The sequence below is a fragment of the Paractinoplanes aksuensis genome (assembly GCF_024137025.1).
GTDB classification, from domain to species: domain Bacteria; phylum Actinomycetota; class Actinomycetes; order Mycobacteriales; family Micromonosporaceae; genus Actinoplanes; species Actinoplanes aksuensis.
Genome location: NZ_JAMYJR010000026.1, coordinates 22,203 through 47,905, shown reverse-complemented (window position 1 = coordinate 47,905; position 25,703 = coordinate 22,203). Strand labels below are relative to the sequence as shown.

The window sequence follows — 25,703 nt, the reverse complement described above, 5'->3', positions numbered from 1 at the left end:
CGGTCCCACGACGGCCGGCGATCGGCCTAATTTGACGAGGAGTATCGATGTCACACCATCGGGTGAACAGGCCATTTGCGCAGGGTAACGGCGTGATTACTGCTTTTTGTCGAGGAAAACCCGGCGAACTACGCGTTCCGCCGCGTGGCCGTCGTCGAGTGAGCAGAAACGGGCACGGAAATCGGCCCGAGTCGCCGCGGCCCGGTCGTCCCCGTACGCCCCGCTCCGGAAGAGCCCGACCAGCGCCGCGTAGTCGGTGCTGACCGCGCCCGGCGGCTCGGTCAGCAGATCGAAGTAGACGCCGCGGACGTCGCGGTAGACCGGCCAGTCCGGCGCGAAGACCACGACCGGCCGGTCGAGCACGGCGAAGTCGAACATCGCCGACGAGTAGTCGGTGAGCAGCACGTCCGCCGCGAGGTAGAGATCCTCGACCACCGGGTGGTCCGAGACGTCGACCGCCGCCCCCGAGGCGGGCTCGGCCGGGCTCGTGAAGTAGTGCTCACGCACCAGCAACGTCCAGTCCGGCCCGAGCTCCTCGGCGAACCGTTCGGTGTCGAGCACGCGCCGCCCGGCCGGCAGCCACTCGCGGTGGGTCGGCATGTAAAGCACCACCCGCCGGTCGGCCGGGATGCCGAGCCGCTCCCGGGCGGCGGCGCTGTCGGCCGCGGTGGCGGTGGCCAGCCGGTCGTTGCGCGGGTAGCCCACCTCGAGCGTCTCGTGCGCGCAGGGATAGGCCGACTCCCAGGCGATCGTGGTGAACGGGTTGGACGTGACGCTGAAGTCCCAGCGGTCGGCCCGGACCATCTGGGCCCGGAAGTCGGCGTCCTTCACCCCGGCCGGATGATCGGCCTGGTCGGCGCCCATCTTCTTCAGCGGGGTGCCGTGGTGGGTCATGACGTGGGTGGTGCCCCGCCGCTTGACCAGCCGGTTCGGCCAGTTCACGTTGTTGACCAGGTAGCGGGCCCGGGCGATCGCGCGGTAGTAAGGCAGCGTGCCCGCCACCACGTGGTCGACGCCGGCCGGCATCGCCTTCGCGTACGGCTCGGCCACCACCCAGACCGGCCGCAGGTGGGGCGCGAGCTCGGCCGCCTTGGCCGCGATCGCCGCCGGGTTGCAGCTGACCCCGCGGAACCAGTACGCCCCGTAGAGCGCGAGCGACTGGTCGACCGGCAGCCGCAGCTGCACCCGGTAATAGACCTGCCCGGCGGCCTGCCGGGTCCGCCGCTTGACCCAGCCGGCCGCGCGGCGCAGCAGCCGCTTGCTCCGGCGGGCCCGGCCGATCGCGAAGTCGAACAGGCGCAGTGTCCGGTAGGAGTTGTTGGCCACCATGCGGTAGCGCAGACCCTCGGCCCGCGCCGGCACCGGATAGCCGCTGGGCGGCAGGTACGTCTTGTACATCTCGGACATCCGCCCGAAGAACCGGGCCTGCGACTCCCGGGGCACCCGCTCGTCGTGCCGCAGCACCCGCAGGAAGTGCCAGATCATCCGCCGGAAGAGCAGCCCCCGCACCTCGTCCGTGGGCGACGCGTACTTCGTGGCCAGGGCCTGCGCGTGCTCCCAGTGGTCGAAGACCTCGAAGTGCCGGTCCCCCTTCGTACGGGTGATCGCGCCGGTCCGCCGCTGCCGGTAGTGCACGCAGGTGCGGGGCAGGGTGCTGATCCGGGGCGCGGCCAGCATCACCGGGAACGAGAACGAGACGTCCTCGTACCAGCCGGCCTCGAAGACGAAGCCGAGGCGCAGCAGGAACTCGCGCCGAACGACCTTGTTCCAGGCCACGTGCAGGATGTTGAGCACCTGGGGCCACTGCTCGGCCGAGAAGACGCCGGGCGCCGCGGCCAGCGACTTGCGAGCCGTGCCGGCCTGCACCCGGCCGTCCCAGTGGACCCGGTCCCAGCCGACGATCAGCAGGTCGGCGTCGGTCTCGCGCAGGCGTTCGGCCACCGCGTTGAGCGTGCCCTCGGTGAGCCAGTCGTCGGAGTCGACGAACCAGACGTACTCGCCGGTGGCGTGCTCCAGGCCCAGGTTGCGGGCGCGGCCCAGGCCGAGGTTCTCGGGCGCGGTCACCACGCGGACGCGGGGGTCGCGGGCGGCGTACTCGGCCAGGATCTCGCCGCTGTAGTCGGGTGAGCGGTCGTCGACGGCCACGATCTCGAAGTCAGTGAACGACTGACTGAGCAGCGAGTCGAGGCACTGCCGCAGGTAACCCTGCACCTTGTAGACCGGCAGGACGATGCTGAGGAAGGTCACGGGCGGGGGCCACCTGTCCGCCAGTCGGCGATCGTGTTGAACAGGAACGTCGCACCGACCACCACGGCCACCACCACCATGCCGTCGGCCGGGAAGCCGCCCAGCGTGGCCACGGCGAGCAGCACGATCCGGCCGTCCCAGCCGAGCAGGTCCCCCGTGGCCCGCCCGGTCGGTGCGCCCTTCTCCATCCGGGCCACGAGGTCGTAGTGGTGGAGCGTCAGCACGAAGATCAGCAGGAACGTCACCGGCGTCGGCACCGATCCGGCGATGCCGACGGCGACGACGGTGAGGAATTCAGCGGCCCGCAGCGCGGCCGGGATCAACCAGTCGAGCGGGCCGCCGTGCCGGGCCCGGGCCGGCAGACCGGCGCCCAGCACGACAACGATCAGCACGACGACGGCGATCTTGGCCGGCGGTTCCAGCCAGCCCGCCAGCAGAGTCGCCACCAGGGCGAACGCGGCCACCGCGGCGAGGGCGGCGAGGGCCAGCGGCGCCGGCAACCCGGCCCGGCCCAGCACTCGGCGCACCAGGAAGCCGTCGTCCCGGAAGCGGGCCGTGTCCAATTTGTCAAGCACGCCGACCCGCATGCTCAGCGCCCGCAGCGACCGCAGACCCAGGGTGTACGCGAACGCGACGAGCCCGCAGGCGACAGTGGCGGCCAGGGCGACGCGCCCGTCGGTGAAGATCGCCAGCACCGACAGCAGAGCCCAGCGCTCGCCGATCGGGAAGACGACGATCCGCTTCAACCAGTACGCGACCGAGCCGGTGTCCCCCTGCACCCGGGTCGACGCCGCGCTGAGCCGGGCCCCGACCCCGCCGGCGGCCTGCGGGCGCGGGTGGGCCGCGGCCTCGTCGTGCAGCGCGCCGTACCAGGCGTCGGTCATGTGCCGCACGGTCTGCAGCACGATCGCGGTGATGGCGAGCGGCCACGCGTACGGCAGACCGACGCGCTCGGCCCCGGCCGCGAGCCCGGCGTAGGCCGCGTACTCCTTGGCCCGGTCGGCCATCGTGTCGAGCCAGCCGCCGAAGGCGCCGAACCGCCGCGTGTAGCGGGCCAGCTGACCATCCACGCAGTCGAGCACGAAGCCCAGGTAGAGCAGGATGCCACCGGCGATCAGGGCGGGCCGGGAGGCCTGCCAGAAGGCGAGCGCGGCGGCCACCGCGAACAGCACCGAGATCGCCGTGACACCGCTCGGGGTCAGCCGCAGCCGGGCCGAGAGTTTGGTGACCAACGGCGACCAGGTGCTCACGGCGTACGTGGTGAAGAAGTCGTCCTTCTCCTTCACGGCCATCCGCAGGCGGGCCTTGTCCTCGTCGACCGCGGCCACCTCGGCCCGGGCCCGGGTCAGCTCCGCGGTGTCGTGCACGAGTTCGGCTCGCAGCAGCCGCAGCGGCGTGGCCACGGGCACCAGACCGGCCTCGAGCAGCGCCGGCAGCAGGTCGGGGCGGTCGGCCACCGTGGCCAGCAGCGGCAGGTCGGCCGGGGCGACCCACATCGCGCCGCCGTAGCGCACGGTGCCCGGGCCGTCGGTCGCGGACAGCACCTTGCCGCGGTCGTCACGCAGGTCGCCGTCGGGGTCGGGGACGACCAGGACGGTGGTGCGACCGGCCGGCTCGGTGGCCAGCATCCACAGCAGAGCGGGGTGCGCGACCAGGTTGCCGGCGCTGATCAGCACGCCCTCGTGCGACTGCCGGGCCCGTTCGACGACCCTGGTCAGAGCGGCCGGACCGGTCTCGACCGCGCTGGCGCCGGCCGCGCGCAGGGCGCCGGTGAGCTCCTCGGCGAGCCGGGCCGACTCCGCGGGGTCGAGAGTGTGGCCGGCGCCGGTCAGAACGGCCAGCGTCACCGGGAAGTCACCGTGCGCCTCCAAGGGTGGCATCGAAGAGACGGGCTGCGGCCTGCACATCGAGGAAAGACCGGCGGCCTGCGGGGAACGCCCGAGAAGCCGGAAATCGGCACCCAGGTTAACAGCGCAGGGTACGGGGGTACGGGTCACCCTTACGGGAGCCGGGACGCCCGTCTCCACCTGGGGACCGAGGGCGGACGGTCACCGCGCACCTACCGTCGAAGTAGAACCGGCAAGCAAGCCGGAACTCGTAGGAGAAGGAGTGAAGTGACTGTGACTCGCCGTCTCGCTCGCCCCCGGGACGACCGCTGGGTCGCCGGTGTCTGCTCCGGTCTGGCCCGCCGCTTCGGCGTGTCGTCCGGCGTCATGCGGCTGATCTTCGTGGTCTCGATCCTGCTGCCCGGGCCGCAGTTCCTGATCTACCTCATCCTGTGGGCCCTGCTGCCCAACGAGTGACCGGCTACGGCCCTTGATCCACCGGGCGCCGTTGCCCCCGCCCCCGGAACGGCGGCGCCCGGTCCACCCCTTTCGCACAGAGCCGCCCGGCGCCTTCTCCGGCGCCGGGCGGCTCTGTCTGCGCTGACTCACGGACTGCTGAAAGTCACCGTCACCGTCGCGTAGCCGAGCCGCGTGAACAGGCTCTCGAGCATGTTCTCGGTGTTCTGCTTGGCCCGCTCGTCGAGCCCGCTGGCCCGGGCGGCCTCGGTGATGCGCTGCTGGGCCAGGGCGTACACCTGCTGCTGCTTGCCGGGGTCGCTCTTGAAGGCGTCACCGAAGCGGTTGAGCAGACCCCGCTCCTCGGCCACGACGTAGCTCTTCTGCATGTCGAGGTTGGCCGTGCCCTGCTGCGGCGGCGGCAGCGTGATCGTCACCGTGTTCTTCTCTTCATCGACGACCAGCGCCTTGTCGGAGAGCGAGCCGAACTCGACGTACTCCTCGACGGTGCCCGAGCCGACGAACAGCGTGCGGCGGTTGACCAGGAAGTCGGGGATGTTCTCCTTGTTTTCCTGCAGGTCGACGATGACCTGGAAGGTGCCGTCGGCCGCGACGTAGCGGCTGAGGTCGCGCATCGACTGCAGCAGCACGGGCTGGCTGCGGTCGGTGGTCTTGTCGCTGAACGGGTTGTCGAACCCCGGCAGGACGTTGACCGCGCGCAGGCCGAGACAGGTCGCGACCATGAGCGCGAAGACGAAGAACGTGAAGATCAGCAGGCGGGCGAAGCCGCTGATCCGGGACGGCGGCTGCCCGGGGCCGGCCGCTGGCGGCCCGGCGGAAGGCGGCTCGGCCGTCGGCGGCAGAGCCGGATATTCACGCGTCGGCTCGCCGACGCCATCGCGCGCGGAGACATCGGTGGAGACATCTTCCGGTGACTTGGCCATGACATCACGGTACGAGGGGGGTGCGACATTCGCAGGTCGACCGGCTCGCTAGGGCCGGGCCCCGCGGACCGATCGAACCTCAGGCGAAAGCGTTCAATCCGGTCAATTTCTGGCCGATGATCAGCTGATGGATCTCGGAAGTTCCCTCGTAGGTGAGGACGCTCTCGAGATTGTTCGCATGGCGCATAACGGGATATTCCCCACTGATCCCGTTCCCGCCGAGAATCGTCCGGCAGGTGCGGGCGATCGCGATCGCCTCGCGCACGTTGTTGAGCTTGCCCACGCTGACCTGCTCGGGCCGCAACGCGCCGGCCGAGTCGCGCAGCCGCCCCAGGTGCAGCGCGAGCAGAAAGCCCTTCTGCAGCTCGAGCGACATGTCGGCCAGCTTGGCCTGGGTCAGCTGGAAGCCGCCGATCGGCCGGCCGAACTGTTCACGCGTGGTCGCGTAGTCGATCGCCACCCGCAGGCAGTCGCGCGCCGCCCCCATCGAGCCCCAGATGATGCCGAAGCGAGCCTCGGTCAGGCACGACAGCGGCGCCTTGAGGCCGCGCGCCTCGGGCAGCCGCGCGCTCTCGGGCAGGCGCACGCCGTCGAGGGTGATCTCACCCGTGCTGGACGCCCGCAGCGACATCTTGTTCTTGATCTCGCGGGCCGTGAAGCCGGGGGTGTCGGTGGGCACGGCGAAGCCGAACACGCCCTCCTCGCCCCGGGCCCAGATCACCGCGACGTCGGCCAGCGGCGCGTTGGTGATCCACATCTTGCCGCCGTCGAGCACCCAGTCGGCGCCGTCGCGCCGGGCCCGGGTCGACATGTTGGCCGGGTCGGAGCCGTGATCGGGCTCGGTCAGGCCGAAGCAGCCGATCAGCTCGCCGGCCGCCATGCCGGGCAGCCAGCGCTGCTTCTGCTCCTCCGACCCGTACTTCCAGATCGCGTACATGGCCAGCGAGCCCTGCACGCTGACCAGCGAACGGACGCCGGAGTCGGCCGCCTCGAGCTCCATGCAGGCCACGCCGTAGGCGACCGCGGAGGCGCCGGCGCAGCCGTACCCGGTGAGGTGCATGCCGAGCAGACCGAGCTTGCCGAATTCGCGGGCCAGCTCGCGTACGGGAACCTGGCCGTTCTCGTACCAGCCGGCGACGTGCGGCCGGACCTTGTCGTCGGCCACCCGGCGCACGACGGCGCGGATGTCCCTTTCCTCGTCGTTGAGCAGCGTGTCGAGGTCGAGGAGATCCAGCGGCGCGACCATCAGTCGACGACCAGGACCCGCGCGTGGATCTGGTTGCGCTGTTGCAGCGCCGCCCGCAACGCGCGGTGCAAGCCGTCTTCCAGGTAGAGGTGCCCCTGGTATTCGACGACGTGCGGGAAGAGGTCGCCGTAGAACGTCGAATCCTCGGCCAGCAGCTTGTCGAGGGCGAGCTCGCGTTTGGTCGTGATCAGGTCGGCCAGCCGGATCGGCCGCGGCGGGATCTCGGCCCACGCCTTGAGGGTCGTGTGATGGTCGGGATAGGGAGCACCGTCCCGGACCGCCTTGAAGATCATGGCCGATCCCCCTCTCCGAAGCGTCGAATGTCTGCCCAGCCTAGCCCGCGGCCCATCGGCCATGATGCACCACATCGTCCACCGGCCGGTGCCCGCGCTTGAGTGACGGAGACCTCTTGTCCGGTGCCCGATAGCCGACGGTCAGGGTGCCGATCGGCGTGTACTCGGCCGGGACCCCGAACGCGTCCTTGAAGGTCTGGACGGTCGGCACCGGGATGCCGAAGAAGCACGACGCCAGCTCTTCGTTGACCGCGCTCAGGTGCATGAGCAGCGCGGCGAAGCCGGTGTCGATGTCCCAGTACGGCACCGGCCAGTGCGATTCGCTGCGGTCGGTCCACCCCTTGTCGGGCTGGGCGTACCGCTCGAGGTAGGCCGACTTGTTGGACAGGCAGACGATGATCGCCGGGGCGGTCCGCATGCGGGTCAGCCAGTCGCCCTTCCACGCCTCGTCCGTCTTGGCGTCGCCCAGGTCGCCCTCGGTCGTCGACTCCCAGTAGAGGTCGCGGTCCTTCTGGGCGGTGAGCACCAGGAAGCCCCAGCCCTGCGAGAACCCGGCGCTCGGCGCGCGCAGACCGTGCTGCACGACCTTGTCGAGGATCTCGGCCGGGACCGGGCGGTCGGGGTCGTAGCTGCGAATCATCCGCCGCCGGCGGACCACCTCGTCGAACTCCATCAGCCCTTGATCCCCCACGACGCCGTCCAGCGCTCGCCCGGCGCCAGCACGATCAGGTCGCGGCCGGTGCGGAAGGAGTCGGGCGGGCAGGTCATCGGCTCGATCGCCACCGAGCGGCGGAACCGCTCGCCGTGCAGCGTGTCGCCCGTGAACACCTGCCAGTACTTGAACTTGTCGTCGGCCCAGACCACGACCTTGCGGTCGGAGGACGGGTCGGCGATGGTCACCTCGGTGATGCCGTCGGCGTCGTGGGCGATGTCGCCGAAGGTGCTGTCGAGCACCAGGTCACCGATCTTGCGGGGCTCGGTGAAGTCGAACTCGGTGCCGGCCACCGAGCCGGCCCCGATCGGCAGCAGGCGGGCGTCGGCCACGATTCGCTTGCTCCCCGGCACGTGCAGCAGCGTGTCGTCGACGCTGACGCCGGGCAGCTGCACATAGGGGTGCACCGAGTAGCCCCAGGGCGCGTTGGCCGCCGAGTTGTTGACGACCGACTGGTCGCAGCGCAGACCGGCGGCCGAGATCGACCAGGTCGTCCGCAGGGTCAGCCACCACGGGTAACCGATCTGGGCCGGCAGCTCGTACTCGAGGGTCAGCGCCGACGCGTTCTGCTCGACCAGCGTCCAGCGGCTCCAGTTGACCAGGCCGTGGATGGCGTTGTTGCGGGCCGGCTCGGTCAGCGAGAGCTGGTACTTCTGCTCCTCGAACGTGTACTGCCCGTCGCGGATGCGGTTGGGCCACGGGGCCAGGATCTGACCGGCCGAGGCCGGGGACAGCTCGTCCGCCTCGAAGCCGTCGAGCACCTGGACGTCGCCGACGGAGTAGCCGCGGAGCGTGCCGCCGACCTCCACGACGACGGCGCTCTGCCCGTCCGCCTCGATGGACCACTGGGTGCCGGACTTCGCGGCAACGACACTCGTCATGGCTTGGACATTATCGGTTCGCCTCGTCGCCGGTGTCGGCTGCCGGGGCCTCGGGTGGCCGATACCTCACCAGGGCCGGGAAGGCGACGGCCAGGATGACGGCCAGACCGGCCGCCGCGAAGCCGCCCCCGGCCCACGACGCCGTGGTCGAGGTGAGGTCGGCTGTGGCCCCGGCCCGCAGGTCGCCCAGGCGCGGGCCACCGGCCACCACGACGGTGAAAACGCCCTGCAGCCGGCCCCGGAGCCGGTCGGGCGCGTAGACCTGCAGGATCGACTGCCGGTAGACCGCGCTGACCAGGTCGGCCGCCCCGCCCACGGCCAGCAGCAGCACCATCAGCCACAGGCTGTGGGCCAGCCCGGACAGCCCGATGGCCACGCCCCAGGCCACCACGGCGACCACCAGGGCCACGCCCTGCCGTTTCACCCGGCCGATCCAGCCCGAGGTCAGCCCGCCGACGACCGAGCCGATGGCGATGGCCGCGAACAGCCAGCCGACCGCCGCGTCACCGCCGAACCGGTCGGCCGCCACCTCGGGGAACAGCGCCCGCGGCATGGCGAAGACCATGGCCACGATGTCGACCGCGAACGACAGCAGCAACACCGGCTGGGTCACCAGGAACCGCAGGCCGACCAGGATGCCGCGCAGACCGGCGGTGGGCCGTTGTTCGCCCGGCTCGTGCTCGACCGGCGGGATCGGCGGCAGCTTCCAGGTGGCCCAGAACGAGATGGTGAAGAGCAGCGCGTCGACGGCGTAGGCGACCGTCACCCCGTGGCCCGTGCCCGAGACCGCGAAGATCAGGCCGGCCGCCAGCGGTCCGAGCACCCCGCCGGCCGTGGTGGTCGTGTAGGCCAACGTGTTGGCCGCGGGCACCAGTCCGGCCGGCACGATGCGCGGGATGATCGCCTGGCGGGTGGGCGAGCTGATCGCGAAGCCGGCCGACTGCACGGCCGTGAGCGCGAGCAGCAGCCAGGCGCTGTTCACGGTGAACAGGGCCTGGACGAGCAGGCCGGCGGTGGCCAGCCAGGCCAGGAGCGAGCTGGCCAGCAGCAACTTGCGCCGGTCGACCACGTCGGCCGCGGCGCCGCCCCACAGTCCGAAGATCAGCAGCGGGACCAGGCCGGCGATGCCGAGCAGGCCGACCCAGGCCGAGGAGTTCGTGATCGCGTACATCTCGACCGGCACGGCCACGGCGGTGAACTGGAACCCGAAGAACGACAGCCCGTTGCCGACCCACATCCGGCGGTAGGCGATGACCTTGAGCGGCCGGATGTCGATCACCCAGGATTTGCGCTCTTTCAGCTCGGCGATCTTCTCGCCCTCTTCGACAGCGTCCTGACTCAAGGTGCGAGCCTTTCCACAACCCAAAGTTCCTTTTCCGTACGGCGGAAGCGCAGTCGATCGTGCAGGCGGCTGCTCCGGCCCTGCCAGAACTCGACCGTCTCGGGCACGACCCGGAACCCACCCCAGTGCTCGGGCGGGGGCACGGGTTCGCCCGCGAACCTCTGCTCGGCGGCGGCATAAGCGTCGTCCACCGCCGCCCGGTCGGGCACCACCGACGACTGCGGGCTGGCCCACGCGCCCAGCTGTGAGCCGCGTGGCCGCAACGGGAAGTAGGCCTCGGTCTCGGCCCGGCTCACCCGCTCGACGGCCCCGGTCACCAGCACCTGGCGCTGCATCGGGAACCACGGGAAGACCAGGCTCGCGTACGGGTTGGCGGCCAGCTCGCCGCCCTTGCGCGAGTGGTAGTTGGTGAAGAACACGAACCCACGCTCGTCGTACTCCTTGAGCAGCACCGTGCGCGCCGACGGCCGCCCCTCCGGGGTCGCGGTCGAAACGATCATCGCGTTCGGCTCCGCCAGCCCGAACCCGGCGGCGTCGGTGAACCAGGCCTCGAACTGAGTACGCCAGTCGGCCGCCAGATCCGTCTCGAGGAGCGCCCCGCGTTCGGTGTAGTCGCGCCGCATGGTCGCGGGCGAGGGTGGTTCGAGGGTCACAAGAGCTCCTGCGTCAGGTGTCCGGCTTCACGTGTCCGGCCGATCGTTAGCACTGCAAACGACCCTAAGTCGCTACGCCCCGTACGTCAGGTCGGTGAGGATGGGTGTCGCGGAGAGCACATCCCGGTGGGTCGACCCGCCGTTACCCGGCGAGCAAGATGAAACACCTACAGCATTCTGTCCCAGGGAGGGTCGTGACCGACTTCAAGCCCGGACTCGAGGACGTGATCGCCTTCGAGACCGAGATCGCCGAGCCCGACGAGGCCGGTGGCGCGCTGCGATACCGCGGCGTCGACATCGAGGACCTGATCGGTCAGGTCTCCTTCGGCGACGTCTGGGGGCTGCTCGTCGACGGGCGCTTCGGGCCCGGTCTGCCGCCGGCCGAGCCGTTCCCGGTGCCGGTGCACTCGGGCGACATCCGGGTCGACGTGCAGTCGGCGGTGGCCATGCTCGCGCCGTACTGGGGCCTGGCCCAGCTTCTCGACATCTCCGACGAGCAGGCCCGGCGCGACCTGGCCCGGGTCTCGGTCACCGCGCTCTCCTTCGTGGCCCAGGCCGCCCGCGGGCTGGGCCTGCCGGCCGTGCCGCAGAAAGACATCGACAAGGCCGGCACGATCGTCGAGCGATTCATGCGGCGCTGGCGCGGCGAACCCGACCCGCGGCACGTCAAGGCGGTCGACGCCTACTTCATCTCGGCCGCCGAGCACGGCATGAGCGCCTCCACGCTGACGACCCGCGTGGTCGCCTCGACCGGCGCCGACGTGGCCGCGTGCATCTCGTCCGGCATCGGCGCCCTGTCCGGCCCGCTCGACGGCGGTGCCCCCGCCCGGGTGCTCACGATGCTCGAGGACGTCGAGCGCAGTGGCGACGCCCGGGCGTACGTGCGCGAGGTTCTCGACCGCGGCGAACGCCTGATGGGCTTCGGGCACCGCCTCTACCGCGCCGAAGATCCCCGGGCCCGGGTGCTCAAGCGCACGGCCCGCGAGCTCGGCGCCCCCCGGTACGACGTGGCCGTGGCGCTCGAACAGGCCGCGATCGCCGAGCTGCGGGAACGCAAGCCCGACCGTCCGCTGCCGACCAACGTCGAGTTCTGGTCGGCCGTCGTGCTCGACTTCGCCGAAGTGCCGGGCCACATGTTCAGCTCGATGTTCACGTGTGCGCGGGTGGCCGGCTGGAGCGCCCATGTGCTCGAACAGAAGCGCCTGGGCCGCAACGTCTACCCCCGTGTCCGCTACGTGGGAGCATCTCCCCGCAAGCCCGAGCAGATCGAGGGCTGGGAGGCCCTTTCGCATAACATTCCCTCGTGACTGACTTGCGGATCCCTGACTCGATCAAGCCCGTTGACGGACGCTTCGGCTCCGGCCCGAGCAAGGTGCGCCCCGAGGGCGTCGAGTCGCTGGCCGCGGTGTCCCGCACGTTCCTCGGCACCTCGCACCGCCAGAAGACGGTGAAGGACCAGGTCGCCCGGCTCCGGCGCGGGCTGGCCGAGTTCTTCGCGATGCCCGACGGCTACGAGGTGGTGCTGGCCAACGGCGGCACCAGCGCGTTCTGGGAGGTCGCGACGTTCGGCCTGGTCCGCGAGCGGGCCCAGTTCGCCGAGTTCGGCGAGTTCGGGGCCAAGTTCGTCAAGGCCGTGAAGGACGCGCCGTTCCTGGCCGAGCCCACAGTGCACCAGGCCCCGGGCGGGCAGGCGGCGTTCCTCGCGGCCGAGGCCGGCGTCGACACGTACGCCTCGGTCCAGAACGAGACGTCGACCGGTGTCGCCGTCCCGGTCCGCCGCGTGGCCGGCGCCGACCAGGGCGCGCTGCTGCTCACCGACGCCACGTCCGGCGGCGGCAGCCTCGACGTCGACCTGCGCGAGACCGACGTCTACTACCTGGCCCCGCAGAAGGCGCTCGGCTCCGACGGCGGCCTCTGGCTGGCCCTGATGTCGCCGGCCGCGATCGAGCGGGCGTTCGAGATCAAGGCGAGCGGCCGCTACATTCCGCAGTTCCTCGACCTGGTCACCGCGATCGAGCAGTCGCGGCTGGAGCAGACGTACAACACCCCCGCCCTGTCCACGGTGTTCCTGGCGGCCGAGCAACTCGACTGGATGAACGCGCAGGGCGGCCTGGCCTGGGCGGTCAAGCGCAGCGCCGAGAGCGCCGCCGTCATCTACGGCTGGGCCGAGAAGTCCTCGTACGCCACCCCGTTCGTGACCGACCCGCAGCTGCGCTCGGCCGCGGTGGCGACGATCGACTTCGAGGGCGTCGACGCGGCTGCGATCGCCCGGGCGCTGCGGGCCAACGGCATCGTCGACACCGAGCCCTACCGCAAGCTCGGTCGCAACCAGTTGCGGGTCGCCCTCTACCCCACGGTCGAGCCGTCCGACGTGGCCGCGCTGACCGCCTGCATCGACTACCTGGCCGAGCGTCTCTGACCGGCTCCGGAGTGCTGTTGGTCACCCCGGGCGGCGTACATGTGCTGTTGAAGTCCCTGAATTTTCAAGATCATCGCAGCTCAGCCAACTTGACGGCGTGGCTTACCACCATTAGGTGACCAAGACGCGTACCGTGTTCCGAAACGCGCCCGGGTGGCTGACTCTCGGGAGCTGAGGCCAACGCGACGGGACGGAGGCAACGCATGCGGCCGGTACGCTTCGTCGCCCTCTCCGAGGACGGTCAGGCCATGGTGCTCGCCGACGAGGTCGGCCGGCTCCTGGCGCTCCCCATCGACGATCGGGTCTCCGGCGCGATCAGCCACGACGGCCAGCCGGTCTCGCCCGGTTCCGCGGTCGCCGTGATGTCGCCCGACGCCCAGCCCTCTTTGTCCCCACGCGACATCCAGTCCCGCATCCGCTCCGGTGACTCGGCCGAAGAGGTCGCCCGCATCGCCGGCGTGCCCGTCGACCGCGTCCTGCGCTACGCCGGCCCGGTGCTGCAAGAGCGGGCCATGCTGGCCCAGCACGCGCGCCGCACCCGGCTCAAGACCTCCGACTCGGGCGCCCCGCTGGCCGAGGTGGTCGACAGCCGTCTGGCCCAGCACGGCATCGACACCGAAAAGATCTCGTGGGACGCGTTCCGCCGCGAGGACGGCACGTGGCGCATCGTCGCCACCTGGCCCTCCGGCAAGGCGACGGCCACCGCGATCTGGGATCTCGACAAGGGACGCCAGGTCGTCTCCCCGCACGACGACATGGCCCAATACCTGTGCGCCGAGCGGCCGACCCAGATCCTGGGGCAAGAGCCCGCCCCCGAGCGCGCCTTCACCGAGCGCGGCGGTCACGGCCTGCCCGGCCCGTCCCGGTCGGCCGAGCCCACCCGCGGCGGCCACGGCCTACCCGCGGCCGAGTCGGCGCCCCGCCCCACCCGCGACCCGATCCGGGCCGGGCGCGACGCGCTGCTCGCCTCACTCGACCGTCCACTCAGCCCGTCCGGCGGCCGCAGCCTCGACGCCGGCCCCTCCGAGACCCCGCGCCGCCCGGTCGCCGGTGGCGCCGCGGCCCTGCTCGGCGGCGGTTCCGGCTCGGCCTTCGACGAAGACTCCGACCTCCCCAAAGAGGTGCCGGCCGTCCCGTCGCTGGCTGTTCTGCGCCCCCGGCGCACGGTCGGCCAGGGCGGTCAGCAGCCGGCCGAGACCGACGAGGCGAAGCCCCGCAAGCGGCTCCCGAGCTGGGACGACGTGCTGTTCGGCGGCGGTCCCGCGGCCCGCGAGTCGTCCTGACCCGTCTGTTCGTCGGCGTCTTCCCGCCGGCGCCACCGCTCGACGCCCTGCACACCGTGCTGCCGCCGGCATCGCGCCTGACCCCCACCGAGAAGTGGCACCTCACGCTGGTCTTCGTGGCCGACGCACCACCCTCGACGGTGGCGTCACTGCTGGCCGACGTGCCGTCGCCGGGCCCCTTCGAGCTGCGGTTCAGCGGCGGCGGCCAATTCGGCTCGGCTGCCTGGGCCGGCGTAGTGGGCGACCTGGCCCAGCTGACCGAACTGCGCGAAGACGTACGAGACGCCCTGACCCTGGGCGGCTTCCCCACCGACGACCGCCCGTTCCGCCCCCACCTGACCGTCTCGTACCACGCGGACGGCGCCCTACGCCGAGCCCTGGCCGACCACGAGGGCGACCCCTGGCCGGTCACATCGTTCGAGCTGGTGAGCAGCATCGAGGGCCACTACGAGCGCCTGGCCTCCTGGCCCCTCTGACCGCCCGCTCAACACCCACACACGAGCCCCCGACCCCCGGCCTGCCCGCTCAACACCCTCACGAGCACCTGGCCCCTGCCCCCTCTGATCCTGCGCACTAAAAACATCTGCGCGAGCGTTTGGCCTTCTGGCTCTCCCGCCGATGAGCCGTTCACCAACAGCTACGTCCGGCGCTCAGCGTGCTCAGGACCACCTGGTCCCGGCTCCCCAGGGCGGCACGGCCGACCCGGGCCACCAACACCCACGTCCACGGCTCGGCATGCTCAGAACCGCCTGGCCTCCGGCTCCCCGAGCCGGCACGGCCGACAAGCCGATCCACCAACACCCACGTCCGCCACTCGGCATGCTCAGAACCACCTGGCCTCCGGCTCCCCAAGCCGGCACGGCCGACAAGCCGATCCACCAACACCCACGTCCGCCACTCGGCATGCTCAGAACCGCCTGGCCTCCGGCTCCCCAAGCCGGCACGGCCGACAAGCCGGTCCATTGACACCCACGTCCGGCGCTCGGCATGATGCGCTGCTGCTCAACCAGATCGCCGGCATTCTGGTGCCCTCGCTGACCATGGCGCGGTTGCTGGCGGCGCCGCACGTGCTGTCAGGACAAAACAGGCTTTTGCCCAGGACCGCCACGGCCCCCGCTCCTCACGCCTGCGCGGCCGACAAGCCGGTCCACCAACAGCCGCGCCCGCCGCTCGGCATACTCAGGACCACCTGGGCCCTGGCTCCCCAAGCCGACAAGCCAGTCCACCAACAGTCGCGTCCGCCGCTCGGCATACTCAGGACCGCCTCGGCCCTCGGCTTCCCAAGCCGTCACGGCCGACTAGCCGGTCCACCAACAGCTGCGTTCGGCGCTCGGTGTCCTGCGGAAGTAGTCGGCCGGACCGGGTCAGGGTCGCTAGTCCGTGCAGGGCGGCCCAGAACAGTTCGGTGAACAGTCCCGGGTCGACGTCGTCGCCGGCGACCTCGCCGAGGGTCTCGAGCAGCGCCGCGAAGCCGTCCTTGAGCGGTTCGGGAGTCTCGTCCTGAGCGAACGCCAGGCCACCGTCGAGCTGGAACATCGCGTCGTAGACAGCCGGATTCTGCGCGGCGAAGTCGAGGTAGGCGTAAGCAAGCGCGGTGACCCGGGCGCGGGGGCCCTTCGCGGCGCCGACCGCGGCTCGCACCGCTGCCGCCAGCTCGGCCGCGCCTTCGAGGGCGATGGCCCCGATGATTTCGCGCTTACCCCGGAAGTGGCTGTAGAGGACAGGCTGGCTGTATTCGATGCGCTCGGCGAGCTGACGGGTGGTGACCGCGTCCCATCCCTGCTGCTCGGCCAGCTCGCGGGCCGTCACCAGGATGAGGCGCTCGCGATCCGCCCGTTCCCGCACCTTGCGTTCCTGTACCGACATGACAGCAACCCTAGCACCGCTAGACAATCGAGCGGTACAAGTACTAGCGTTGCCACATCATCTATCAACGCTAGATTTCCTGAGGGGTAGTCATGCTCACTGCGCTCGCAGTTGTCACCACAGTGATCGTCGGCCTGATGGTCGGGGTGGAGTTCTCGGTCTCCTTCGTCATCAATCCGATCCTCGACGCTCTCCCCGGCGACAGCGGCCAACTCGGCCGGGCCCACGGCGGCCGCATGCTCGGCGCCGTCATGCCCGTCTGGTACATCAGCTCACTGGCCCTGGTCACGGCCTGGGCCATCACCGGATGGGGCGACGAAGGCACCGGCCTCGTCCTCACCGCGGGCGCCCTGCTCCTGGTCAGCGTGATCATGTCGGTGCTGCTCCTGGTCCCGATCAACAACCGCAACAAGACCTGGACCCCCGAAAACCGCCCCGCCGACTGGAAGGAACAAGCCAACCGCTGGGACCGCCTCCACTACATCCGCGTCGCCATCATCATCGCCGCCTTCGCCCTGCTCACCACAGCCCTGGCCTAAGCGTCGCGGCGAAAGAGGCGACCGGCCGACTGGTCGGGATCACCGCGCTCCGAACACCGGCTCACCCTTCAACATCGCCAGTCGGCCTACGGCCGGCACGGCGGAGCCAGCGCCCGACTGGCTGTCAGCCAGCAGCCGACTGCGAAGCAGTGGACGCCGAACTGGCCGGTGCTCTCTTCGGGGCGCTGCTGCTCGGCGCGGCCCGGCGGGCGGTCGCACTACCCGACCGCCGACCCGGCATGAGCCCGCGGTCGGCGCGCGGCGAATCAGTCATTCCGCTTGCCCGGCATGAGCCCCCGCAACCCTGCACGAGACGAGGCGAGAGCCCACTTGCCCGGCGCGGGCCCTCGCAACCCTGCGTGAGGCAGGCGAGGGCCCACATGCCCGGCGCGGGCCCTCGCAACCCTGCACGAGACGAGGCGAGAGCCCACATGCCCGGCACGAACCCCCGCAACCCCACGCGCTGCGAGACAGGCGCTCGGCTTGCCCGGCATGAGCCCGCCGCCCGCCGGCTGACGGCTGACGGCTGACGGCTGACGGCAGACGGCAGACGGCAGACGGCAGACGGCTGACGGCAGATGGCAGACGGCAGACGGCAGACGGCAGAAGAGGTTCTCCGCTCGCCCGGCGTGAGCCTGCGTCGGGGTGGGGCGGTCAGGTGGTGGTGCGTTCGCCCTCGAGGCGGATGCCGTTCAGCAGCAGTCGCAGGCCGTAGTCGAACTGTTCGGCTGAACCTACGACCGGCAGGTCGCCGCCGGGCGAGCCGTCCATCGCGTCGCTCACCTGCTGCCAGCGGGCATCCCGCTCGCCCGCGTCGACCGCCATTCGCAGGGCAGCCGCCGTGTAGGCGATCAGAGCCTGAAAGGCCCGCACGACATCGGCCGGCGGCAATCCGGCCTCGGCCAACGCCCCGAACAGCAACCCGGCCACCCGGCGGCCGTGCGGCCCGAGCGGCGGCCGGGACGCGACATGACTCGCGATGCCGGGATGCCGCAGCGCCACCTTTCGCATGCCGCTCAGAACGACCTTGATGCGCTCATCCCAGGGCGCACTCCCCTCGGGCGCCGGCACCTCATCGACCACTGAGTCGGCGACGGCATCGAGCAGAGCCTCCCGGTTGGGAAAGTGCCGATAAATGGCCATCGGATCGCAGCCGAGCTCGGTGGCGATCCGGCGCATGGACATCGCCTTCTCGCCCTCCCGGTCGCCGAGCGCGAGTGTGGCCTGGGTGATTGAAGCAGGCGTCAAGGGCACGACCGGGAAGTCTACGCCGTAGACACCCGCTCCGACCTTGTCTGCGGTGTAGACATGCGACGTCTGATGTGGGGCCGGCTAACGGCGGCCATCCTGAGCGTGACCACGCTCGTTTTCCTCTTCGTCCACGATTCCTGGCGCTCCGACAACCTGTTCCTGGTCCCCGACCTGACCTTGATCGTCGCGTTGGCCATCGCCTCGGTCGTCCCTGATCACTTCGCCCGCGTAGCCCTGCCAGTCGGTTTCGCCTACGCGGCCGGCGTCTTCGCCACCTCGGTGTCGTCCTACGCCATCGAGGGCGAGTTCGGCCTGCCCAGCGCACTCGGCGCCGTGCTCGCTCCAGCCTTGGCCACCCTGATGACGGCCCAGCATCCACGCCCTGAACTCAGCCGAGCCGAGCCCGCCGTCACTCAGCGCAGCTGAAGGCCAGCACAGTCGGCAGTCGCTCAGCGCAGCTGAAGGCCAGCACAGTCGGCAGTCGCTCAGCGGAGCTGGAGGCCGGCCTCTTCGAGGGCGCCCTCAACCCGTACGCGTTCGATCTCGCGGTCGAGGCCGTCGAGCGGACGCAAATTTTCGCTGACGCCCAGGCACTGGCAAGCCAGGCAGAGGCGTTCGTCGTAGGCGCGCATCACGGCGGCCTTCCAGCGGACCGACTCGAGCGTCACGCCACCCCGGCGTTGGCGGTCGAGTCGGCGCAGGTCGCGGGCCAGCCACTCGATCGGGGGTGGGCCGAGGTGGGCCAGCGCAAGCGTCGGGTCGGTGTCGCGGATCGTCTCGTCGAGGCGGATCAGCGCGCCCACCTGGGCCGGGCCGTCGACGCAGGCGCGTCTGCGGCGGAACTCGTCACGCCTCAGGGCGACCGCCACCGCATAGGGCACGGTCAGAGGGAGCACGAGCGCCGCCGTGAGCACAACCATGTGCGCGAGGGCCACGCACTGAAGCTAATTCGAAACAGGCCTGTACCGGAATACTCTTTTCTGCCAAATACCCGTCAGGCGGCCGAAGGAAGTTTATCGATCTTGACCTCGTCGGCCGGGGTCTCGAGCGGCGGCACCAGGCGCAGGCGGGGCCGTGGGCGCAGGGTCACCGCGAGGCGCTCGCCACTTTTGCGCAGTTGCCACACCAACGCGACCAGCGACGCCACGAAACAGATCGCGCCCGCGCCGGTGATGCTCGACGCCACCCCGAACCGCTCGCCCCACCAGCCCGCGAGCGACGCCCCGATCGGCGTCGTACCCAGGAAGACCAGCACGTACAGGGCCATCACGCGACCGCGGAACTCCGGGTCGACGCCCATCTGCACGCGGTGGTTGGCCGCCTGGGCCAGGTAGATCGAGAAGAACCCGGTCGGCACCAGCAGCAGCATGGCCACCACGAAGCTGGGCGCGAACCCGACCACGAATTCGAGCACGCTGAAGGCCAGCGCCGCGCCGATCACCACGTACGCGCTGGGCCGGGCCCGCCGCCCGCTGCCGGCCAGCGCCCCACCGAGCGCACCGACCGCCAGGGCCGTGGTGAGCAGGCCGAACGTGGACGGGCCAGCGTTGAAGTCGATCTTCGCCAGTGCGGCCAGGGTGACCGGGAAGTTGAAGCCGATCATGCCGACCACGAACATCAGGCCGATCGGCAGCAGCAGGTCAGCGCGCCGGCCGACGTACCGAAGGCCGTCCGAGATGCGGGCGTCGGCCTTGGCCTGCCGGTCGGCGGGACGCAGGTCGGCCGCGCTCATCCGGGCGTAGCTGAAGATCGGCGCCACGGCCAGGACGGTGGCGATCAGGAAGACCGGTCCGGTGTCGAACAGCGCGAGCGCCACGCCGGCCAGGGCCGGGCCGCCGATCCGGGCCGTGTTGAAGGTGGCCGCCGAGAGCGCGAGCGCGTTGGGCAGCAGCGGAAGTTCGACGAGTTCGGAGACGAAGGCCTGCCGCACCGGCGTCTCGACGGCGTTGGCGATGCCGAGCAGGCCGGCGAACAGGAAGACGTGCCAGAGCTGGACGTGACCCGAGGCGACCAGCACCGCGAAGGCAATCGCGGTGATCGCGAAGGCGGCGTTGGCGATCACCAGCAGGCGGCGCTTGTCGAAACGGTCGGCGAGCTTGCCCGCATACAGGGTGAGCAGCAGCACCGGCAGGAACTGGAGCGATGTCACCGCCCCGAGCGCGCCCGGCGAGTTGCCGGACAGGTCGAGCACCAGCCAGTCCTGCGCGGTGAACATCATCCACACGCCGACGAGCTTCACCAGCTGACCGGTGGCGAAGAGCCGGTAGTTGCGAATTTGCAGGGAGCGGAAGGTGGTGCCCAGCACTGACCGCACGCGGCTGTGCCTCCTGTTCGGTAGTACGCGTCATCGTCACGTGACGAAGCGCCGCGTAGCCGAACTCTCAGGCGCGGGAGATCTTCTGCAGGATCTCCGACGCCTGAGCGAGCGTCTGGCGTTCCTCGGGCGCCAGAGCGGCCAGCTGGGTGGCCAGCCACTCGTTGCGCGCCTTCTCGAACTCGGCGTGGACGGCCTGCCCCCGTTCGGTGGCCGACAGGATGACCTGCCGGCCGTCGGTCGGGTGCGGGGTCCGCTTGACCAGTCCCCGTTCCTCCAGCTTCCCGACGATCTTGGTCATCGTCGGGGGCTGGACACGTTCGACGTCGGCGAGTTCCCGAGGGGTCAGCGCGCCGGCCAACTGGAGGCTGGTCAGCGCGCTGAGCTGGCTGAAGGTGAGATCACCGACCGGACGGGCCTGACGGATCCGCCGGTTCAGCCGCATTATCGACTCGCGCAGGGCCTTGGCCAGCTCGTCGGCTGTGCCTCGATCCACCATCACGGGCCACTCCATCACGATTCTTAGCTTAGCTAATGAGCATGGCTAACGACATTGGGACAGCTCATGAGAGCGGTCACAGGATCCAGGTCTCCAGGGGACCACGCAGGAAGTACAGGACGAAGAGCACCGCCACGCCGTACAGAATGGGGTGAATCTCGCGAGCCCGGCCGGTGGCGACCTTCAACAAGACGTACGAAATGACGCCGGCCCCGATGCCGTTCGAGATCGAGTAGGTGAACGGCATGAGCGTGACGGTCAGGAAGGCCGGCACCGCGATCGTGTAGTCGGTCCAGTCGATCTGCCGGATCGCGGTCAGCATCAGGAAGCCGACCACCACCAGCGCGGTCGACGCCGCCTCGAACGGCACCACCGAGACCAGCGGCGTCAGGAACATCGCGAGCAGGAACAGACCACCGGTGACCAGGTTCGCGACACCCGTGCGGGCCCCCTCACCGACCCCGGCCGCGCTCTCGATGTAGGCCGTGTTGCTCGAGACGCTCGCGGCGCCACCGGCGGCAGCGGCCACCGAGTCGACGAGCAGAATTTCCCGCGTACGCGGCGGCATGCCCTTCTCGTCGAGCAGTCCACCCTCTTGCCCGACCGCGACCATCGTGCCCATCGTGTCGAAGAAGTCGGTGATCAGCAGGCTGAAGATGAACATGAGCACGACCAGCCAGCCCGCCCGCGACCACGAGTCGAGCACGTTGAAGTGCCCGATCAGCGAGAGGTCGGGCGTGCTCACGATCTTCTCGGGCAACTTGGGCACGTTCAGCGACCAGCCCTTGGGGTGCGCGATGGCCTCGACGATGATCGCCAGCACGGTGGTGCCGAGGATGCCGATCAGGATCGCGCCGCGCACCTTGCGGACGAACAGCACCAGCGTGAAGAGCAGGCCGATCACGAACACCGCGGCCGGCCAGGTGGACAGCTTGCCGCCGAGGCCGAGCTCGACCGGCACGGTGGTGTTGGCCGCGTCCGGCACCCGGTTGACGAAACCGGCGTCGACCAGACCGATGATCATGAGGAAAAGGCCGATGCCCACCCCGATCGCCGTCTTGAGCTGGGTCGGCACGGCGCGGAAGACCAGCTCCCGCAGGCCGGTGAGCACCAGGATGGCGATCAGCACACCCTCGATGACGACCAGACCCATGGCGTCGGCCCAGGTCATTTCGGGCGCGATTTCGTACGCGACCAGGGCGTTGACCCCGAGGCCGGCCGCGAGCGCCAGCGGGAACCGGGCCACGACACCCATCAGGATCGTCATCACGCCCGCCACCAGCGCGGTGCCCGCGGCCAAGGCGGCGATCGGCAGCTGGGCGCCGTCGGCGTCGATCCCGTTGCCGATGATCAGCGGGTTGAGCACCACGATGTAGGCCATCGTGAAGAAGGTGGCCAGGCCACCGCGGACCTCTCGGCTGAGGGTCGACCCCCGCGCCGAGATCTCAAAGAACCGGTCAAAACCATTCTTCGACGTACGTGTATCGGCTGCGGTGGACATGCGGGCCTCTCCGGCATCATGAGTGGGCGTCGCGGGCATGTTCTCAGCCCTCGATGACCTGCGCAAAGCCAAGACGTGTCGGCCCCGTCACAGGGACCGTCCCGTGATCGCCGCGGACCTATCCTGTCCGTGTGAGTGAAGTGAAGCCCCGGGTCGAGCCGCTGGACCCGCCGATGGTCCCGTTCGCCGTCGGCGGGCTGGCCGCATTCGCCGTCGCCGCCCTGATCATCTGGCTCGCCGACGGCCCGGATCGCTGGCTGCAGGTGAGCATCGCCGGGTTCCTGGCGGGCATCCCCGGCCTGATCACGATGATCGTGCACGACCGGCACCGCCGGCGCCGGCGTGCGCTGACTCACCCCGAGTTCAGGGTCACATCCTGAAGCCTCAGCTGTGGCCGTAGTCCTCGGCCGGTTCGCTCTCTTCGACCGAGCCGTGACCGCGGCTGACCGCCACCGACTCGACCTCGCTGTCGTCGAACACCGTCGGCAACTCTTCGACCGGCTGCTCGGCCGTGCCCTGCAGCGCCTCGGAGTGCGCGCCGCAGCCGTGGTCGGAGCTGACCGCGCGGCCGTCGTCGGGCGCGTAGAGGTTGCCACAGACGCCGAACATCGCGCGCATCGAACCGGCCAGCGGCAGGTAGAAGCCGCAGGTGCCGCAGCGGGCGTTGCGCGGGGCAGCCACGGAGATCGGCGCCTCGGGGCCGGCCTCGCCGTCGTACCACCGCTGGGCGGCGTCGAGCCGGCCCTCGCGGGACATGACCCGGGACCGGCCGAGACCGAGCTCCCAGCTGACCTCTTCCACCGCGGGGTCGTCGCTGAGCACGTAGCCCTGGGCCAGCCGCTCGTCGTCGGGCGCGGTCGGCATCAGGTCGCCCACGCCGAGGTCGCCCGGCTGCAGCCGCTCGTTCCAGGGCACCCAGCCCGGGGCGAGCAGCGCGTCGGGCCCGGGCAGCAGCACCGTTTCGCACACGGTGACGTGCCGGCTGCGCGGGATGCGGGTGACCGTGACCGCCCAGCGCCAGCCGCGATAGCCGGCCAGGTGGCTCTCGAAGAGGTGGGTCACAAGGCGGTCGCCCTCGGCGATGGCCTCGAGATGCTCGCCGATGTCGGCCGGGTCCACATCGGTGATCGCGCCGCGTGCGACCCCGACCGCATCGGCACAAACCTGGTCGAGACGGGCGGCGCGCGTGGAGGTCCGAGTCGTCACATATTCATTGTCCCCCACCGTGACTGATGTTCCGCACCGACTCCCCCGGATTCTGCCGGTCACGGAACGGGACAGCGCTCGCCCGCATCAGTCAGGATGGGAGCCATGCCGCTGCTTCCCTCTCTCGGACGCACTGTCGGCACCAGTGTCAAGGCGGCCCGCCTGCTGGTGCGGGGATCCGTGCGCGGTGGAGCGTGGGCGACCCGCCGCGTCGGCACCGCGCGGGCCAGGGGCGCCGCCAACGAACAAGGCATGATCCGGCTGTTCGACCTGCACGCGCTCTCGTGCGCGGGCGACACGCTGATCGCGATCGGCCTGGCCGGCACCATCTTCTTCAACGTGCCGCTGGGCGAGGCGCGCAGCAAGGTCGCGCTCTACCTGCTGATCACGATGGTGCCGTTCGCGCTGCTGGCGCCCGTGGTGGGCCCGCTCCTCGACCATTTCCGGCACGGCCGGCGCTACGCCCTCGCGGTGACGATGCTGGGCCGGGCGTTCCTGGCCTACGTGATCTCCGATCACCTCTTCGGCTGGGGTCTCTATCCGGCGGCTTTCGGGGTGCTGGCGCTCTCCCGGGCGTACGGGGTGGCCAGATCGGCCGCCGTGCCGAGGCTCCTGCCCGAGGGGATAGGCCTGTCCCAGGTCGGCGCCCGGGCCAGCGTCTACGGCACGTTCGCGGGCGCGGTGGTCGCCCCCGTGGGCCTGCTCGCCTTCAAGTTCGGCCCGCAGTGGCCCCTGCGCGTGGCAATGATCATCTTTATCGTCGGCATGGTCGTGTCGCTGCGCCTGCCCCCACGGGCCGACTCCGACCCGCCCGAGGCCGTGCCCCGCCCCTGGCGCACGATGCTGCGCCTGCCCCGCGGCGAGGACCGCCCGCTGGCCGGCCAGCTGGTGATCTCGACGCTGATCGGTAGCGCCAGCCTGCGCCTGCTGTACGGGTTCACGCTGCTCTTCCTGGCCTTCGTCATCATGGCCGATCAGCTCGACACGACGATCCTGGGCAACGACATCGGCCGCCAGGGCGCGGTCGGCGTGGTCGGCGGGGCCCTGGCCGTGGGCACGTTCCTGTCCACCGCCGTGGGCACGAGACTGCGCATCCGCCGCCCGCTGGCCCTGCAATCCGCCGGCCTGGCCGCCGTGGCCGCCGTGGGCGTGCTGGCCACGCTCTTCTACAGCCTGACCACGGTCACCCTGTTCGCGCTGGTGGTGGCCGTCTTCAGCGGTATCGCCAAACTGGCCGTCGACGCCAGCATCCAGGAAAGGGTGCCCGAACGCCTGCGGGCCAGCGCCTTCGCCCACTCCGAAACAGTCCTGATGATCGCCTGGGTCGTGGGCGGCGGCATCGGCATCATCCCGCTCTCGGGCCGCCTGGGCGTGGCCCTGGCCACCCTGCTGGCCGTGGCGGCAGCCGTGCGGGCCGGCTACATCGCGGCCCGCCTGCACAACGAACGCCTGAGCGGCCGCGCCGACGAGCCGACCCCCGACACGGCCCGCGAACCCGCCCACGCCACAGCCTCGACCTCGACCGACGAGCCGGCGCCGGGCTGGGCACCCCCGGGCTCACCCGACCACCACCGCCCCGCCGACAGCCGGACCGCCGAAACCCGCCGCCCCGCCGACGGCTGGACCTCCGGATCCGACGACCCGAGTGACCCGTGGCCCGACGCCCCGACCGTCCCCACCCACACCCGCCCCAACAACACTCCACCCGGCCGCAACAACACCCCACCCGGCAGCCGCGACCGCACCCCCAGCGGCCAGGGCCGCCCAGCGAGCGACGGCCCAGCCACCCGTGTCGACTCCGGCGAGCCCAAGAAGGGCTGGTTCGGCCGCCGCAAAGACAAGCGAGCCGCGAGCGAGCCGCCACCGCCGCAGCGGGCGCCCGCGCCTTCCGAACAGCCGACCCCGAAATCGGCCGCTCAGCCAAAGCCTGACGCCGCTCCGGCACCGCCCGGCTTCCACGTCTACCGGCCCTCTTCGGTCGACCACCCGACGAACGGCCGAACGCCCGGCGACGATCCGGACCGGTGAGCCGGCCGACCCTGCAGAGTTATCCACAATCCCGGTCTGTCCACAGCATGCGGCTCCACCTACGGCAAAGATCCACAACTTCCGCCACAATCGCCGAGGTGGGGGTCCCCCCAAGGGAGGGCGGGCTCTGTGGTGGGCCGGCGCCGTGGTGGGTCGGCGCCGTGGTGGGTCGGCTCTGTGGTGGGCCGGCTCCGTGG

At 70.7% G+C, this 25,703-nt stretch carries 25 protein-coding genes; 9 read left to right on the top strand and 16 right to left on the bottom strand.

Annotated features, from left to right (window positions below):
- Positions 1–96: 96 nt before the first annotated feature.
- Entirely contained in the window at positions 97–2,247 is a 2,151-nt protein-coding gene (locus M1L60_RS22710; protein WP_253239485.1) for a bifunctional glycosyltransferase/CDP-glycerol:glycerophosphate glycerophosphotransferase, read from the bottom strand.
- Positions 2,244–4,127 carry a DUF5941 domain-containing protein gene (locus M1L60_RS22705; RefSeq protein WP_253239484.1) on the bottom strand — a complete coding sequence of 628 codons (1,884 nt, stop codon included), beginning with the start codon at positions 4,125–4,127 and terminating at the stop codon, positions 2,244–2,246. The genes M1L60_RS22710 and M1L60_RS22705 overlap by 4 nt, the downstream gene beginning before the upstream one ends.
- A gap of 234 nt (positions 4,128–4,361) precedes the next feature.
- On the opposite strand from M1L60_RS22705, the gene M1L60_RS22700 reads away from it, so the two are divergent.
- Positions 4,362–4,550, top strand: coding sequence for a PspC domain-containing protein (locus M1L60_RS22700; protein ID WP_253239483.1), 189 nt, complete (start codon positions 4,362–4,364; stop codon positions 4,548–4,550).
- A 128-nt stretch (positions 4,551–4,678) separates the two neighbouring features.
- On the opposite strand, the gene M1L60_RS22695 is transcribed toward M1L60_RS22700, so the two are convergent.
- The 7 genes from M1L60_RS22695 to pdxH all read right to left on the bottom strand — a co-directional run bounded on the left by M1L60_RS22695 (position 4,679) and on the right by pdxH (position 10,570).
- Positions 4,679–5,473 (bottom strand): DUF4230 domain-containing protein, encoded by a 795-nt coding sequence (locus tag M1L60_RS22695; RefSeq protein WP_253239482.1) that lies wholly within the window; start codon positions 5,471–5,473, stop codon positions 4,679–4,681.
- Between the two features lie 79 nt (positions 5,474–5,552).
- Positions 5,553–6,719, bottom strand: coding sequence for an acyl-CoA dehydrogenase family protein (locus M1L60_RS22690; protein WP_253239481.1), 1,167 nt, complete (start codon positions 6,717–6,719; stop codon positions 5,553–5,555).
- Positions 6,719–7,012, bottom strand: coding sequence for a type II toxin-antitoxin system VapB family antitoxin (locus M1L60_RS22685; RefSeq protein WP_202993985.1), 294 nt, complete (start codon positions 7,010–7,012; stop codon positions 6,719–6,721). The genes M1L60_RS22690 and M1L60_RS22685 overlap by 1 nt, the downstream gene beginning before the upstream one ends.
- A 40-nt stretch (positions 7,013–7,052) precedes the next feature.
- The gene (locus M1L60_RS22680; protein ID WP_253239480.1) at positions 7,053–7,685 is read right to left on the bottom strand and encodes a nitroreductase family protein; all 633 of its coding nucleotides are present in this window, start codon (positions 7,683–7,685) and stop codon (positions 7,053–7,055) included.
- Complete coding sequence (locus M1L60_RS22675; protein WP_253239479.1) at positions 7,685–8,605, bottom strand: aldose 1-epimerase family protein; 921 nt, start codon at positions 8,603–8,605, stop codon at positions 7,685–7,687. Before M1L60_RS22675 ends, M1L60_RS22680 begins: the two co-directional genes overlap by 1 nt.
- A 10-nt stretch (positions 8,606–8,615) precedes the next feature.
- Entirely contained in the window at positions 8,616–9,947 is a 1,332-nt protein-coding gene (locus M1L60_RS22670) for an MFS transporter (RefSeq protein ID WP_253239478.1), read from the bottom strand.
- Entirely contained in the window at positions 9,944–10,570 is a 627-nt protein-coding gene (gene pdxH, locus M1L60_RS22665; RefSeq protein WP_253239698.1) for a pyridoxamine 5'-phosphate oxidase, read from the bottom strand. The genes M1L60_RS22670 and pdxH overlap by 4 nt, the downstream gene beginning before the upstream one ends.
- Before the next feature lie 224 nt (positions 10,571–10,794).
- Here pdxH and M1L60_RS22660 point away from each other — a divergent pair, with 224 nt between their 5' ends.
- The 4 genes from M1L60_RS22660 (at position 10,795) to thpR (ending at position 14,778) form a co-directional block, all read left to right on the top strand.
- The gene (locus M1L60_RS22660) at positions 10,795–11,907 is read left to right on the top strand and encodes a citrate synthase 2 (protein WP_253239477.1); all 1,113 of its coding nucleotides are present in this window, start codon (positions 10,795–10,797) and stop codon (positions 11,905–11,907) included.
- Positions 11,904–13,019 (top strand): phosphoserine transaminase, encoded by a 1,116-nt coding sequence (serC, locus tag M1L60_RS22655; RefSeq protein WP_253239476.1) that lies wholly within the window; start codon positions 11,904–11,906, stop codon positions 13,017–13,019. The genes M1L60_RS22660 and serC overlap by 4 nt, the downstream gene beginning before the upstream one ends.
- Positions 13,020–13,222: 203 nt before the next feature.
- The gene (sepH, locus tag M1L60_RS22650; protein WP_253239475.1) at positions 13,223–14,302 is read left to right on the top strand and encodes a septation protein SepH; all 1,080 of its coding nucleotides are present in this window, start codon (positions 13,223–13,225) and stop codon (positions 14,300–14,302) included.
- Entirely contained in the window at positions 14,251–14,778 is a 528-nt protein-coding gene (gene thpR, locus M1L60_RS22645) for an RNA 2',3'-cyclic phosphodiesterase (RefSeq protein ID WP_308208533.1), read from the top strand. The genes sepH and thpR overlap by 52 nt, the downstream gene beginning before the upstream one ends.
- A gap of 778 nt (positions 14,779–15,556) precedes the next feature.
- Here the strand turns inward: thpR and M1L60_RS22640 are convergent.
- A complete protein-coding gene (locus M1L60_RS22640; protein ID WP_253239473.1) occupies positions 15,557–16,168 on the bottom strand; it encodes a TetR/AcrR family transcriptional regulator in 612 nt (203 codons plus the stop codon).
- A 92-nt stretch (positions 16,169–16,260) separates the two neighbouring features.
- Here M1L60_RS22640 and M1L60_RS22635 point away from each other — a divergent pair, with 92 nt between their 5' ends.
- Complete coding sequence (locus M1L60_RS22635; RefSeq protein WP_253239472.1) at positions 16,261–16,707, top strand: anthrone oxygenase family protein; 447 nt, start codon at positions 16,261–16,263, stop codon at positions 16,705–16,707.
- A 654-nt stretch (positions 16,708–17,361) separates the two neighbouring features.
- Here the strand turns inward: M1L60_RS22635 and M1L60_RS22630 are convergent.
- Positions 17,362–17,955 carry a TetR/AcrR family transcriptional regulator gene (locus tag M1L60_RS22630; RefSeq protein ID WP_253239471.1) on the bottom strand — a complete coding sequence of 198 codons (594 nt, stop codon included), beginning with the start codon at positions 17,953–17,955 and terminating at the stop codon, positions 17,362–17,364.
- Positions 17,956–18,015: 60 nt separating this feature from the next.
- On the opposite strand from M1L60_RS22630, the gene M1L60_RS22625 reads away from it, so the two are divergent.
- On the top strand, positions 18,016–18,384 hold the full coding sequence (locus M1L60_RS22625) for a hypothetical protein (RefSeq protein ID WP_253239470.1): 369 nt from the start codon (positions 18,016–18,018) through the stop codon (positions 18,382–18,384).
- A 59-nt stretch (positions 18,385–18,443) separates the two neighbouring features.
- On the opposite strand, the gene M1L60_RS22620 is transcribed toward M1L60_RS22625, so the two are convergent.
- The 4 genes from M1L60_RS22620 to M1L60_RS22605 form a co-directional block, all read right to left on the bottom strand.
- Positions 18,444–18,893: a hypothetical protein gene (locus tag M1L60_RS22620; RefSeq protein WP_253239469.1), complete on the bottom strand. Its 450-nt coding sequence runs from the start codon at positions 18,891–18,893 to the stop codon at positions 18,444–18,446.
- A gap of 59 nt (positions 18,894–18,952) precedes the next feature.
- On the bottom strand, positions 18,953–20,272 hold the full coding sequence (locus M1L60_RS22615; protein ID WP_253239468.1) for an MFS transporter: 1,320 nt from the start codon (positions 20,270–20,272) through the stop codon (positions 18,953–18,955).
- 67 nt (positions 20,273–20,339) lie between these two features.
- Positions 20,340–20,771, bottom strand: coding sequence for a MarR family winged helix-turn-helix transcriptional regulator (locus tag M1L60_RS22610; RefSeq protein ID WP_253239697.1), 432 nt, complete (start codon positions 20,769–20,771; stop codon positions 20,340–20,342).
- A gap of 76 nt (positions 20,772–20,847) precedes the next feature.
- On the bottom strand, positions 20,848–22,272 hold the full coding sequence (locus tag M1L60_RS22605; protein ID WP_253239467.1) for an NCS2 family permease: 1,425 nt from the start codon (positions 22,270–22,272) through the stop codon (positions 20,848–20,850).
- A 173-nt stretch (positions 22,273–22,445) separates the two neighbouring features.
- On the opposite strand from M1L60_RS22605, the gene M1L60_RS22600 reads away from it, so the two are divergent.
- On the top strand, positions 22,446–22,652 hold the full coding sequence (locus M1L60_RS22600; RefSeq protein WP_253239696.1) for a DUF2530 domain-containing protein: 207 nt from the start codon (positions 22,446–22,448) through the stop codon (positions 22,650–22,652).
- Positions 22,653–22,656: 4 nt separating this feature from the next.
- On the opposite strand, the gene M1L60_RS22595 is transcribed toward M1L60_RS22600, so the two are convergent.
- Positions 22,657–23,496 carry a DUF3027 domain-containing protein gene (locus tag M1L60_RS22595; protein ID WP_438862144.1) on the bottom strand — a complete coding sequence of 280 codons (840 nt, stop codon included), beginning with the start codon at positions 23,494–23,496 and terminating at the stop codon, positions 22,657–22,659.
- 87 nt (positions 23,497–23,583) lie between these two features.
- On the opposite strand from M1L60_RS22595, the gene M1L60_RS22590 reads away from it, so the two are divergent.
- Positions 23,584–25,506, top strand: coding sequence for an MFS transporter (locus M1L60_RS22590; protein WP_308208523.1), 1,923 nt, complete (start codon positions 23,584–23,586; stop codon positions 25,504–25,506).
- The last annotated feature ends 197 nt before the right edge of the window (positions 25,507–25,703 follow it).